The organism is Mesorhizobium sp. B2-7-1 (genome assembly GCF_006440735.1).
GTDB lineage: Bacteria > Pseudomonadota > Alphaproteobacteria > Rhizobiales > Rhizobiaceae > Mesorhizobium.
Genome location: NZ_VFUA01000028.1, coordinates 49,917 through 63,260, shown reverse-complemented (window position 1 = coordinate 63,260; position 13,344 = coordinate 49,917). Strand labels below are relative to the sequence as shown.

Sequence of the window (13,344 nt, the reverse complement as noted above, 5' to 3'; positions counted from 1 at the left end):
GATGGCTGCGATGGTCGCATGCGCGATGATCGGGCCGACGCTCGGGATCGTCGTCAGCCGCAAGGCCGCTTGCTGCCGCCTGACCTGAGCCAGGATCTGCTTGTCCAGCTTGCCGATCTCGCCATCCAGCGCGCGCCATTGCCCGGCCAGAGGCGTCAGACAGATCAACAGCGCCGCGGGGATGGCTTCATCGGCCGTCTCGATGCGTTGCAGCAGGGTCTCGATGCCCGCCGCCCCCTTGGCGCTTGTCAGGCCCATCTCATAGAGCATGCCACGCATGGCATTGGCCAGTTGCGTGCGCTGGCGCACCAGAAGGTCGCGTGTGCGGTGCAGCGCCCGAGCCCATTGCTGTTCGACTGTCTTGATCGGCACGAAGCGCATGTCGGGCCGGCTCACCGCCTCGCAACAGCCTTGCGCATCGCGGGCATCGTTCTTGTTGCGCGGCACGTAGGGCTTCACATAGGCCGGCGGCATCAGCTTGACCTCATGGCCGAGCGCGCTGAGTGTGCGGCCCCAATGATGAGCCGAGCCGCAGGCCTCCATGCCGATCAGCGCCGGCGGCTGCGCGGCGAAGAACTTCTCCACCTGCGCGCGGCGCAGCTGGCGCTGCGCGACCACCCGCCCGCTCGCATCCACGCCGTGCACCTGAAACACATTCTTGGCCAAATCGATTCCAAATCTGATAGCTTGCATGACGGACGGTCTCCTCCGCTGGGGTTCAACAACACGACCAGCTTGGCACATTCGATGCCGCAAGGGGCCGTCCACCCATCATTCTATGGTCTGCGCCGCGTCGCTTCGCTCCTTGCTCCGCCATGGAATGACGAGGTTGGGGCGGCTCCAGCCAATCCCCGGCGTTTGCGCCGATTTCACGGAAATGAACGCCTTGTCCGCCCATGCGCCTTTCGCCTGTGCGAAAGCGCCGAACGGGTATGGCGGACTCTTTGCAATCAGCCGGTGCGGGTTTATGGTTAACCAATCATGAACACGCTGACGATCGACATCCGGAAGGCAGAGCCGCGCGACGCTAGCGCCATCGCCGAGGTGCACCAGCAGGCCTGGCGCGGCGCCTATTCCGGCATCATCCCGCACCGCACGCTGACCTCGATGATCAACCGTCGGGGCGTCGACTGGTGGGCCAACGCGATTCGCCGCGCGGCCACCGTGCTGGTGGTCGAGATCGGCGGAACGGTCGCCGGCTATGCCACGATCGGCAAGAACCGCGCCAGCGAGCTCAGGCAGCAGGGCGAGATCTACGAGCTTTACCTGCGTCCGGAATATCAGGGCATCGGGCTCGGCAGCCGGCTGTTCAAGGCAGCCAAGGCCCGCCTCGCCGACCATGGCCTGCGCGGCCTGGTGGTGTGGGCGCTGGAAGACAACCACAACGCCCTGGCCTTCTATGCCGGCAATGGCGGCCGCGATATCGCCGAAGGCGTCGAGGTCTTCGAGCAGAAGGCGCTGAAGAAAGTGGCTTTCGTCTGGAATGACTAGCTTCGCCTAAAGCATGTCTCCCGAAAGTGGGAACCGGTTTCGGGGCAAAGACATGCGCAAAATCAAAAGCCTAAAGCGCAAGGAGCGAATCTGAAAGATCGCGACGCGCTTTAGGTTACAGCCCATCACAAACTGTGCGTTTCCATTAGCGTTCAGTGCTATTCACCGCATTGCACCATGACGCTTGGCCCGCTATCGGGTTTGCAATCGAGAGAGGGATTTTAGCGATGCGTATCGAAGCGATTGCCACCGGAAAGAACCCGCCTGAGGACGTCAACGTCATCATCGAGGTGCCGATCGGCGGCGAGCCGATCAAATACGAGATGGACAAAGAGGCCGGCACTTTGTTCGTCGACCGCTTCCTGCACACCTCCATGCGCTACCCCGGCAATTACGGCTTCGTGCCGCACACGCTGTCGGGCGACGGCGACCCGATCGACGTCCTGGTCTGCAACACGCGCGCGCTGGTGCCGGGCTGCGTCATCAATGTGCGGCCGATCGGCGTCTTGATCATGGAAGACAATGCCGGCCAGGACGAAAAGATCATCGCCGTGCCGTCGCCGAAGCTGACGCTGCGTTATGAAAACGTCACCGAATACACGCAACTGCCCGAGATCACGCGCCAGCAGGTGCAGCACTTCTTCGAGCATTACAAGGACCTCGAGCCCGGCAAATGGGTCAGGATCGAGGGCTGGCACGATTCCAAATACGCCAAGAAGATGATCGTCGACGCGATCGCCCGGGCCAAGGCGGCTAAGTAGGGCGGAGGCGCTTATCGCACCGGCTTCTCGCCGCCCGCCGCGGTGATCACCCCGACGATGATCAACCCCGTCAGCACCAGCCGCACGCCGGCGCTGACGCCGAAGGTGTTGAGCATGGTGAGCAGAAGCACCAGGAACAGGCCGGCGCCCCAAACGCCCGGCACGTTCGCCTTGCCCCCGGCGACCGACGTGCCGCCGATGACCACGACCGCGATCGAGGCCAGCAGGTATTCGTTGCCGATATCGACGTTGGCGCCGCGGAAATAGCCGGCAAGCAGCGCGCCGTCGATGCCGCCCAGCGCGCCGCACAGCGTGTAGGTGAGGAAGCGGATGCGGCCGACATTGACGCCGGCGAGCCAGGCGGCGCGGATGTTCTGCCCGATCGCCAGCACCGAGCGGCCGTAGATCATGCGCTGCAGCGCAAGTGCCGCGCCGATCGTGAAGACCACCGTCAGCATCGCCAGCACCGGAACGCCCAGCACCTGCCAGTTGGTGAAGTCGGCGAAACCCGGCGGCGGCTTGATCTGCAGACCGCGTCCGTAGCTGATGTCGACCGACTGGATGATGAAGCTCGCCGACAGCGTGGCGATGATCGGCGGGATGCGCAGCGCCCGGATCAACAGATAGTTGATGGCGCCGATCGCCGCGCCGCAGGCGAGTGCCGCCAATAGCCCGACGACGATCATGGCGTCGCTGCCGCCCATCACCTTCATGGCGACCGCGCTTGCCAGCCCGATATTGGCCGGCAACGACAGGTCGACATTGCCGGGCCCCAGCGTGATGACGAACATCTGGCCGACGCCGACGATGACGGTGAAGACGGCCAGCGAAAGCGCCGCCGTGACCATGCCGCCGGCGCCGTAGCCGCCGGTGAAGGCAATCGTTGCCAGCCAGACGACCAACGCGCCGACGAAGGACCAGAGCCAGGGCTTTTCAAGCACCATACGCAACGAGGCCATCGCCTACCGCTCCCTGCGGCTGATCAGCACCCGCGCCGCCAGCACGATGATCAGGATCGCGCCATTGGCCGCCACCTGCCAGTCGGGCGGGATGTGCATGAAGGTCAAGAGCGGCGAGGCGGCCAGCGCCAGCGTCAGCGCGCCGAGCACCGCGCCGATCGGCGACACCCGGCCGCCGACGAACTCGCCGCCGCCGAGAATGACGCCGGCGATCGAAAGCAGCGTGTAGCCATTGCCGATATTGGCGTCGGCCGAGGTGGTGATGCCGATCAGCGCCATGCCGGAAAGCACGCCGAACAGGCCAGTCAGCGCGAACAGCGCGACCTTGGTCCTGAGCAGCGACCAGCCGGCGCGCCTCAGCGCCGCGGCGTTGCCGCCGGAACCGCGCAGGATGACGCCGTAGGACGTGCGCATCAGCCCGAAATGCACGACCGCGGCGATCAGCAGCGCCGCCAGGATCGGGAACGGGATGTAAGGCGGCTTGAAGGACATGATCGCAAGCAGCCAGTCCGGCGCCTTGCCGCCCGGCTTGGGCAGCACGAGGATGGCAAGACCCTGCCAGACGAAGCTCATGCCGAGCGTCACCACGATCGACGGCAAATTGCGCAGGTGGATCAGCGCGCCGAGCAGCGCATAGACGCCGATCGAGCCGATGAGCACCACGATGCCGATGAGCGTCGCATCCCTCAGCCATGTCGCGGTGACGCAGCCGACGAAGCCGACAAACGTGCCGATCGACAGGTCGAGCTCGTTGCCGGCGATGACGAACATCTGCGCGATCGTCGCCAGCGCGATCGGGATCGCCAGGTTGAGCATCAGGTTGAAGCCGAAATAGCTGATGGCGCGCGGGTTGAGCCAGGCGATCGCAATCAGCACCAGCGCCAGCGACAAAGCCGGCAAAAGGCCGCGCAGCATGCGCGCCCGGGCGGCGCTGCCGCGCGGCGAGGATTTCGGGACGGTGCCGGGAGCGATCGCCGTCATCTCAGGCCGCATCGCCGAACGAGGACTGGATGATCTTTTCCTCCGTCAGCTCGTCGCGCCGCAGATTGGCGACGATGCGACCGTTCTTGAAGACATAGACATGGTCGCAATTGTCGAGCTCTTCGGTCTCGGTTGTGTACCAGAGGAAGGTTCGGCCCTTGGCGGCCTCCTCGCGCACGAGGTCGTAGACTTCGAGCTTGGTGCCGATGTCGACGCCGCGCATCGGGTCGTCCATCAGCACGATCTCGGCGTCGGAACCGAGCGCGCGGGCAAACAGCGCCTTCTGCTGGTTGCCGCCCGACAGCGAGAAGATGTTGTTGTTCATGTCCGGCGTCCGGATGCCGATCTTCTGCTTCCAGAATTCGGCGAGCTCCGCCTCGCGCTGCGGCGAGATCAGCAGTCCGCTGCGCAGGCGGGCCAGCGAGCGGATGCCGATATTCTGCGCGATCGACCATTGCGAAAAGATGCCGTCCGACTGGCGGTCGCCGGCGACCAGCGCGACCGGCGCCGTCACCTCGATGCCGGCCTTGGCGCGGGAGGCGGCCGAGAAGATCGCCAGCAAAAGGTCGGTCTGGCCGTGGCCGGCAAGCCCGGTGAGGCCGATGATCTCGCCGGCGCGGGCGACAAGTTCCTTATCGTCCTGCTGCCTGACCGCGCGCGCCCGCACCCTGAGCGCGCCGGGCTCGCTCTTGCGGGCCTCGGCGGCGGCCTTGTGATGCCCTTCGGCGCCGCCCATGGCGGCGACCAGCTTATCGCGATCGAAGGCGCTGGCGGCATCCGCCGCGACCACCTTGCCGTCGCGCATCACCACGATGCGGTCGGCGTTCTGCAGCACCTCGCCCAGCACATGCGAGATCAGGATGCAGCTGCCGCCCTTTTCGACGAAACGGCGTACGAAGGAAAGCAACTGCCCCGCCGTATGCGCGTCGAGCGAAGAGGTCGGCTCGTCGAGGATGACCAGGTGCAGCGGCTCGCGGGTCAGCGTGAAGGCGCGCGCCACCTCGACCATCTGCCGCCTGCCGATCGAAAGGTCGCCGGCGATGTCGTCCGCCGAAATGCCGTGGTCCGGGAAGATTTCGTCGAGCTTGGCGCGGATGAGATCGGCAGCTCTGCGCCGCCAGCCGAAACCGGCGAGCGAGGGATGATTGATGCGGGTGTTCTCGGCGACGCTGAGATTGGGGCAGAGCGACAATTCCTGGAAGACGCAGCGTATGCCGAGCTCGAGCGCGCGTGCCACCGAATAGCTTGCCTCCTGGTTGCCGCGCACGGCGATCTGCCCGCCATCCGGCCGCAGCGTGCCCGCCACCATATGCATGAGCGTCGACTTGCCGGCGCCGTTATGCCCGACCAGCCCGACGCATTCGCCGGCGCCGACATGGAAGTCGACGCCGTTAAGCGCCCGAACGGCGCCGAAATGCTTTTCGGCGCCGTCCAGCCTGACGATGTCTGCAATAGCCTGAAGCATCCTCAACTTTTATCCGGTTGGCGATGCGGACGGCAACGCGCCCAAAGTGGGATGACCTTTCTTCGAAACGTCACCCCACTTCGTCTGCTGCTTGAGCATGATCTTTTCCGAAAACCGCCGAACACTTTTCGGGATCATACTCTATTGCTTGATGTTGGCCTTGATCGCCGCGATGGCGTCTTCCTGCGTGTACTCGTGGGTGGCGACGCCGCCTTCCTTGATGTTCGGCAGCGCGGCCTCGAAATCGTCCTGGGTGAAGGCCAGATACGGAACCAGCAGGTCATGCGGGATGTCCTTGCGGCCGTCGAGCACCTGCTGCGCCACCCAGAAGGCCAGCGTCGACACGCCGGGCGCGATCGAGGCCGACCAGGTCTTGTAACCGTCCTTCTCCTTCTGTTCCTTCCACCACTTCAGCTCGTCCTGGCGGTTGCCCATGATGATGGTCGGGCGCGGCTTGCCGGCGGCGGCGAAGGCTTGCGCGGCGCCATAGCCGTCGCCGCCCTGGTCGACGATGCCGACGACATCGGGCAGCGACGGCAGGATGGTCGCCACCGCCTTCTGCGCCGTGGTCTGGTCCCAGTCGCCGGTCACGGAACCAACGATTTTAAACTCCGGATGGGCGGCGACGCCTTCGAGGATGCCGGCATGGATGGCATCGTCGATCGAGGTGCCGGCAAGACCACGGATTTCCAGCAGATTGCCGCCCTTGGGCTGGAACTTGGCCATCTGCTCGACTTCCTGCTTGCCCATGTCCTTGAAGTCGACGACGACGCGGTAGGCGCAGGGCTCGGTGACGGTACCGTCGAAGGAGACGACGGTGATGCCGGCATCGCAGGCCTGCTTGATGGCGCCGTTCAGCGCATCCGGCGAAGCGGCGTTGATGACGATGGCGTCATAGCCCTGCAGGATCAGGTTCTGCACCTGGGCGGCCTGGGTCGGCACTTCCTTGTCGGCGGTGGTGAAGACGTCCGCCGCGCCGACGATCTTGTCGTCGACTGCCTTCTTCGTGACGATGCCGTAGCTGTCGAGCATCGCCTGGCGCCACGAATTGCCGGCATAATTGTTGGAGAAGGCGATCTTCTTGCCGCTGGTGTCGGCAAGCGCGGTGCCCGAGGCGAGCATCGCCGCAAATGCACTCAATACGAGCAGTTTCTTCATGTCGGTTCCTCCCGAGTTTGCTGGGCTTGACGGATGGTCGTAACGCTTATTCCCTGTTTTTTATCTATTGTCAGACAAATTCAGAGGAACCGCAAGCTGTCAACTGCAAAGCATTGGCGCTGCCACGATCAACTTGCGGTGCCACGATTGAAAAGGCGGCGACTCCTGGTCTAGGAACGTGGCAGGAGGCCAATGCATGGCAGTGACGCCGACCGTTGCAAAGGGCGCGCCCGGGATTCCGGCGCGCTGGACATCAAGCGCCAAAAGCGGCGTCGGCACCGCGCTTTCGGCAAAAAGCCGGCTCTGGTTCACCATCAGCCATGGCATTTTGAACGAACTCTATTATCCGCGCCTCGACAGCGCTTGCACGCGCGACCTGGGGCTGATCGTCACCGGTCCAGGCGGTTATTTTTCCGAAGAGAAGCGCGATGCGGCACACACCATCGAACCTTTCGAGGACGGCGTCCCCGGCTACCGGCTGACCAACACCGCTTCCGACGGCGCCTACCGGATCGAGAAGCGCATCGTTACGGATTCGAAACGACCTGTCTTGCTGCAAGAAGTGCGTTTCACCGTCCTCAAGGACCGGGCGGCCGACTATCGCGTCTACGCGCTGCTGGCCCCGCATCTCGTCAACGCCGGCATGGGCAACACCGCCTGGATCGGGGAGCACAAGGGGCAGCGCCTTCTCTTTGCCACCGGACGCGGCGTCTCGCTCGCGCTCGCCTCCTCCTTGCCCTGGGGCGCCTGCTCGGCCGGCTATGTCGGCTTTTCCGACGGCTGGCAGCAGCTGCACGACAACGGCGCGCTCGATCCTTCCTGCCAGGCAGCGGAAAACGGCAATGTCGCGCTGACCGGCGAGATCGGCTTTTCGGCCGGCAAGGCGGTTGCCCTGCTGGCGCTCGGCTTCGGCGCTTCGCCGGAGGAAGCCGCCGACCTTGCGCTTGCAAGCCTGAAACAGGGTTTCGAGCCGGCCGCGAAAACCTATGTCGACAACTGGCGGGCATTCCAGGCAGGGCTGGAAAAACTCGACCGCCATGCTGCCTCCGGTCTGAACACCTACCGCGCCAGCACGGCGGTGCTTGCGACACATCTGTCGATCGCGAGGCCTGGCGCCGCCGTCGCCAGCCTGTCGATCCCATGGGGCTTCAACAAGGGCGACGACGACCTCGGCGGCTATCACCTCATCTGGCCGCGCGACCTTGTCGAGACGGCGGGCGGCTTCCTCGCCGCGGGCGACGCCAGGCAGGCGCTGCAGATCCTCACCTATCTGCGCGCGATCCAGCAACCCGACGGCCACTGGCCGCAGAATGTCTGGTCCGACGGCACGGCCTATTGGCCCGGCATCCAGATGGACGAATGCGCCTTTCCGCTGCTGCTTGCCGACGCCTTGCGCCGCGCCGGCCACCTGCCGAAGTCGAAGCTCGCCGACTTCCTGCCGATGATCGAGAATGCGGCCTCCTACGTCGTGCGCAACGGCCCGGTCACCGGCGAGGATCGCTGGGAAGAGGACGCCGGCTACAGCCCGTTCACGCTGGCTGTGGAAATAGCCGCATTGTTCGCAGCCGCCGACATGCTGGACGCCTTCGGTAAGAATGAGCCGGCAAACTATTTGCGCGAGACCGCCGATTGCTGGAACGACCAGATCGAGCGCTGGACCTATGTCACCGGCACCGAGGCAAGCGCGAGAGCAGGCATCGAAGGCTATTATGTCCGCATCGCACCGCCCGACGATGGCAGCGCCGCCTCGCCCAAGGACGGCTTCGTGCCGATCAAGAACCGGCCACCGGGCGATACCGACAAGCCGGCCGAGGCAATCATCAGCCCGGACGCCCTGGCGCTGGTGCGCTTCGGGCTGAGAGCCGCGGACGACCCGCGCATCCTGAACACGGTCAAGGCGATCGATGCCGAGTTGCGCTGCGACCTGCCGCAAGGGCCACTCTGGTACCGCTATACCGGCGACGGCTATGGCGAGCACGAGGACGGCACGCCCTTCGACGGCACCGGCCGGGGGCGACCGTGGCCGCTGCTCGCCGGCGAGCGCGCCCATTATGAGCTGGCCGCCGGCCGCAAGGACAAAGCGGCGCAACTGCTGGAAACCTTCGAACGCTCGGCCGGCGTCGGCGGCCTGCTGCCGGAACAGGTCTGGGATCGCCCCGACATGCCGGACCGTGAATTGCGCCTGGGCGCCCCTTCCGGCAGCGCCATGCCGCTGGTCTGGGCGCATGCCGAGCACATCAAGCTGTTGCGCTCGCTGCGCGACGGCGCCGTCTTCGACATGCCGCCGCAAGGCGTCGAGCGCTATATCAAGGGCAAGACGGTCTCGCCGCTGCGGATATGGCGCTTCAACCACAAGATCCGCTCCATTCCGGCCGGCAAGGCGCTTCGCGTCGAATTGTCGGCGCGGGGCGTCGTCCATTGGAGCACCGACAAATGGCTGACCGTGCAGGACAGCAAGACGGTCGAAAATACGTTCGGCATCCATCTGGTGGATTTGCCCGTTAACCGCCTGCAGCCGGGAACCACCATCGTCTTCACTTTTTTCTGGCCCGGGGCGATGCGTTGGGAGAATGTCGACTTCAGCGTCGGCATTGACACTCGATCGTGATCCAGCAGGGCCATTATACTTCTCCTTTCCTCAAGCAATCGGGATGACACCATGCAGATCGGAATGATGGGACTGGGCAGGATGGGCGCCAATATGGTGCGGCGCCTGATGCGCGACGGCCATGAATGCGTCGTCTACGACATCAATTCGGCAAGCGTCGCCGGCATGGTCAAGGACGGCGCCGTCGGCGCGGCCTCGCTGGAGGAATTCGTCGGCAAGCTCGCCAAGCCGCGCTGCGCCTGGCTGATGCTGCCCGCCGCGATCACCGGCAGGATCGTCGACCAGGTCGCGGCGCTGATGGAGCCGGGCGACATCATCATCGACGGCGGCAATTCCTACTACCACGATGCCGTCGACCAGGCGGCCAAGCTCGCGGTGAAAGGCATCAACTTTGTGGATGTCGGCACCAGCGGCGGCGTCTGGGGCCTCGAGCGCGGCTACTGCCTGATGATCGGCGGCCCCGACGAGGCGGTGAAGCATCTCGATTCGGTCTTCGCCACGCTGGCGCCGGGCGCCGATGCCGGCTCCAATCCGCCCAAGGATGGCGGCACGGCGCCCTTCGGCTATCTCCATTGCGGCCCGAGCGGCGCCGGCCACTTCGTCAAGATGGTGCACAACGGTATCGAATACGGCGTCATGGCCGCCTATGCCGAAGGTATGAACATCCTGAAGTCGGCCAATGCCGGCAAAAGGCAGCGCACCGCCGACGCCGAGACCAGCCCGCTCGAAAATCCGCAATACTACCAGTTCGACGTCGACCTGCCCGCAGTCGCCGAAGTCTGGCGGCATGGCAGCGTCATCGGCTCCTGGCTGCTCGATCTCACCGCTGGCGCGCTGAAGAGCGATCCGGCGCTTGCCCAGTTCGGCGGTCGCGTCTCCGATTCCGGCGAAGGCCGCTGGACGCTGAAGGCCGCGATCGACACCGGCGTCCCGGCGCCGGTGCTGTCCTCGGCGCTGTTCGACCGTTTCTCCTCGCAGGGCGAATCGCAATTCGCCGACAAGCTCCTGTCCGCCATGCGCTATGCCTTCGGCGGCCATCTCGAAAAGAAGACCGGCGCGTGAGGGGAGACAAGGCATGAGCCAGGAGAGGTCCGACACGCTGGTGCTTTTCGGAGCGACCGGCGACCTTGCGCATAAGAAGATTTTCCCGGCGCTCTACCAGATGGTCGCCAAGGGGACGCTGACCGAGCCGGTGATCGGCGTCGCCTTCGAGCCTTGGGAACTCCCCAAACTGGTGGACCGCGCCCGCGACGGCGTCGTCACCGCGCTGGGCAGCATCGACGACAAGGTCTTTTCCAAGCTCGCCTCGCTGCTGCGCTACGTCAGCGGCGACTACCGCGACGGCGCGACCTTCGAGAAGCTGAAGACCGCGCTGGGGTCAGCGCAGCGGCCGCTGCACTACATGGCCGTGCCGCCGACCATGTTCGAGACCGTCGTGCAAGGATTGGAGCAGTCCGGCACCGCGCGCGGCGCCCGGCTGATGGTGGAAAAGCCGTTCGGCCACGATCTGCAGTCGGCGCGCTGGCTGAACCGGGTGCTGCATCTGGTGTTCGACGAGCAGTCGATCTTCCGCATCGACCATTATCTCGGCAAGGAGGCGATCCAGAACCTGCTCTATTTCCGCTTCGCCAATTCCTTCCTCGAGCCGATCTGGAACCGCAACTTCGTCGAGAGCGTCCAGATCACCATGGCCGAGGATTTCGGCGTCGAAGGGCGCGGCAAATTCTACGACGATGTCGGCTGCATCCGCGACGTCATCGAAAACCACCTGCTCAACATCCTGTTGCTTTTGGCCATGGAGCCGCCGGTCGGCCGCTCGGCCGACGACCTGATCGACGAGAAGGTGCAGGTGCTGCGCGCCATCCGCACGCTGACCAAGGACGATGTCGTGCGCGGCCAGTTCGACGGCTATCTGGCCGAGCCGGGCGTGCGGCCGAATTCGCCGGTCGAGACCTTCGCCGCGGTGCGTTTCTTGGTCGACACCTGGCGCTGGCAGGACGTGCCCTTCTTCATCCGCGCCGGCAAGAACATGCCGGTGCACGCCACCGAGGTGATCGTGCGGATGAAGCGGCCGCCGCTCGATGTCTTCGATCCGATCAAGCCGGGCGACGCCAATTACGTGCGCTTCCGCATCGACCCGCAGGTGGCGATCTCGATCGGCGCCCAGCGCAAGGTCCCCGGCGACGACATGATCGGCGAGCAGGTGGAACTGACCGCGCTCGACGACACCAAGGGCGACATGCCGCCCTATGAGCGGCTGATCGGCGACGCCATGAACGGCAACGGCCAGCTCTTCACGCGCCAGGACGCGGCCGAGCTTGCCTGGCGCATCGTCGGTCCGGTGCTCGGCGACACCACGGCGCCGGCGATCTATGCGCCCAAGACCTGGGGGCCGGCCGATGCCATGAACGGCTTCGGGCCGCCCGACGGCTGGATCAATCCGACGAAATAGCTTCGGGAGGACAAGATGGCGAAGGCAACAAGGAAGGCGCCGGCGAGCAGCGATCCGATCGTGCTCGCCATCGATGTCGGCGGCTCGCATGTGAAGATCCTGACCAGCGCCGGCGGCGAGATGCGCCGCGCCGCGTCCGGACCGAGCCTGACACCGGACCAGGTCGTCGCTTCGGTCAAGAAGCTGGCCGAGGACCTGGACTACGACGTCATCTCGATGGGCTATCCCGGCCCCGTGCGCGACAACAAGCCCTCGCTCGACCCCTTCAATCTCGGCAAGGGTTGGAACGGCTACGATTTCACCGCCGCCTTCGGCAAGCCGGTGAAGCTCGTCAACGACGCGCTGATGCAGGCGATCGGCAGCTATGACGGCGGCCGCATGCTCTTCCTCGGCCTCGGCACCGGCCTTGGCGCCGCCATGATCATCAAGAATGTCGGCCAGCCCATGGAGCTCGCCCACCTTCCCTACAAAAAGGGAGCGAGTTTCGAGGATTATGTCGGCGAGCGCGGCCTGGAAAAGCGCGGCAAGAAGAAGTGGCGCAGATACGTTTTCGACGTGGTCGACAGGCTTCGCGCCGCCTTGCAGCCGGACTATGTCGTGATTGGCGGCGGCAATGTCGACAAGCTCGATGAATTGCCTGAAAAATCCCGGCGCGGCGACAACACTCGCGCTTTCGAGGGTGGATTTCGTCTATGGCGCGACAAGGCGCTGATCGTCTGATATTGTTACATTTCAGTATAATTGTTCAAAACAGCGTGTATTGACGCGACAAAACGTTGCGTCGCGCAGATTTGCCGACTAGGAATTCGCCGGCCTGCGGCCCCTGCGGCTTTTCGAATTCGCCAACAACGCCCGCAGCGCTTTGACATTACACGCCGTGAAAACCGGATCGTTTTCACGGCCTTGCGGCGAAAATGGAGGGACTACGTGGACGAGGACACCAGCACAGCCAAGGAAGTCGATCTGCTCGAGCTCACCGCTCACATCGTATCGGCCTATGTCGCGAAAAACCGCCTGCCCGCTTCGGACCTGGGCGGACTGATCGCCAGCGTCGCCTCCTCGATCAGCGGGATTAGCCAGCCGGCGGTGCCCACGGCGCCCCCACCGACCCCCGCCGTCAATCCCAGGCGCTCGGTGACGCCGGACTACATCATCTGTCTCGAGGACGGGAAGAAGTTCAAATCGCTGAAGCGCCATATCGGCGTGCATTTCGGCCTGACACCGGAAGCCTACCGCACCAAATGGGGCTTGCCGGTGGACTACCCGATGGTCGCCCCCAACTATGCGGCGTCGCGTTCGCAGCTCGCCAAGTCGATCGGCCTCGGCCGCAAGGCGGAACCGGAGCCGGCAAAGCCGGCCAAAGGCAGAAAGGCCAAGGCGCCCGCCTGAGATCGCTCGCCTGAAATAACGCGCCTGCACCAATGGTTTAAGCAAGCCTGCCGAGGAATCCGCCTTGGCAGGCTTGCTGC

General features: G+C 64.7%; 12 protein-coding genes. 7 read left to right on the top strand and 5 right to left on the bottom strand.

What is annotated here, in order from left to right:
- The coding region (locus FJ471_RS13565; RefSeq protein ID WP_181179376.1) for an IS110 family transposase at positions 1–693 on the bottom strand (693 nt) is incomplete at its 3' end.
- A 288-nt stretch (positions 694–981) separates the two neighbouring features.
- Between FJ471_RS13565 and FJ471_RS13560 the strand changes: the two genes are divergently transcribed.
- A complete protein-coding gene (locus FJ471_RS13560) occupies positions 982–1,491 on the top strand; it encodes a GNAT family N-acetyltransferase (protein WP_140803776.1) in 510 nt (169 codons plus the stop codon).
- 227 nt (positions 1,492–1,718) lie between these two features.
- Positions 1,719–2,252 carry an inorganic diphosphatase gene (gene ppa / locus FJ471_RS13555; protein WP_140803774.1) on the top strand — a complete coding sequence of 178 codons (534 nt, stop codon included), beginning with the start codon at positions 1,719–1,721 and terminating at the stop codon, positions 2,250–2,252.
- A gap of 11 nt (positions 2,253–2,263) precedes the next feature.
- On the opposite strand, the gene FJ471_RS13550 is transcribed toward ppa, so the two are convergent.
- From FJ471_RS13550 to FJ471_RS13535, 4 genes are all read right to left on the bottom strand, one after another.
- Complete coding sequence (locus FJ471_RS13550) at positions 2,264–3,211, bottom strand: ABC transporter permease (protein ID WP_140803772.1); 948 nt, start codon at positions 3,209–3,211, stop codon at positions 2,264–2,266.
- A 3-nt stretch (positions 3,212–3,214) separates the two neighbouring features.
- Complete coding sequence (locus FJ471_RS13545; RefSeq protein ID WP_181179374.1) at positions 3,215–4,192, bottom strand: ABC transporter permease; 978 nt, start codon at positions 4,190–4,192, stop codon at positions 3,215–3,217.
- Between the two features lies 1 nt (position 4,193).
- Positions 4,194–5,657: a sugar ABC transporter ATP-binding protein gene (locus FJ471_RS13540; RefSeq protein ID WP_140803768.1), complete on the bottom strand. Its 1,464-nt coding sequence runs from the start codon at positions 5,655–5,657 to the stop codon at positions 4,194–4,196.
- A 141-nt stretch (positions 5,658–5,798) separates the two neighbouring features.
- Positions 5,799–6,815 (bottom strand): ABC transporter substrate-binding protein, encoded by a 1,017-nt coding sequence (locus FJ471_RS13535; RefSeq protein WP_140803766.1) that lies wholly within the window; start codon positions 6,813–6,815, stop codon positions 5,799–5,801.
- Between the two features lie 196 nt (positions 6,816–7,011).
- Between FJ471_RS13535 and FJ471_RS13530 the strand changes: the two genes are divergently transcribed.
- The 5 genes from FJ471_RS13530 to FJ471_RS13510 all read left to right on the top strand — a co-directional run bounded on the left by FJ471_RS13530 (position 7,012) and on the right by FJ471_RS13510 (position 13,264).
- On the top strand, positions 7,012–9,423 hold the full coding sequence (locus FJ471_RS13530) for a glucan 1,4-alpha-glucosidase (protein ID WP_140803764.1): 2,412 nt from the start codon (positions 7,012–7,014) through the stop codon (positions 9,421–9,423).
- 51 nt (positions 9,424–9,474) lie between these two features.
- The gene (gnd, locus tag FJ471_RS13525; protein ID WP_140803762.1) at positions 9,475–10,485 is read left to right on the top strand and encodes a phosphogluconate dehydrogenase (NAD(+)-dependent, decarboxylating); all 1,011 of its coding nucleotides are present in this window, start codon (positions 9,475–9,477) and stop codon (positions 10,483–10,485) included.
- Between the two features lie 13 nt (positions 10,486–10,498).
- A complete protein-coding gene (gene zwf, locus FJ471_RS13520) occupies positions 10,499–11,875 on the top strand; it encodes a glucose-6-phosphate dehydrogenase (RefSeq protein ID WP_140803760.1) in 1,377 nt (458 codons plus the stop codon).
- A 15-nt stretch (positions 11,876–11,890) separates the two neighbouring features.
- Positions 11,891–12,595, top strand: a complete 705-nt coding sequence (locus FJ471_RS13515) for an ROK family protein (protein ID WP_140803758.1) — start codon at positions 11,891–11,893, stop codon at positions 12,593–12,595.
- 207 nt (positions 12,596–12,802) lie between these two features.
- Complete coding sequence (locus tag FJ471_RS13510) at positions 12,803–13,264, top strand: MucR family transcriptional regulator (protein ID WP_140803756.1); 462 nt, start codon at positions 12,803–12,805, stop codon at positions 13,262–13,264.
- Positions 13,265–13,344 lie beyond the last annotated feature (80 nt).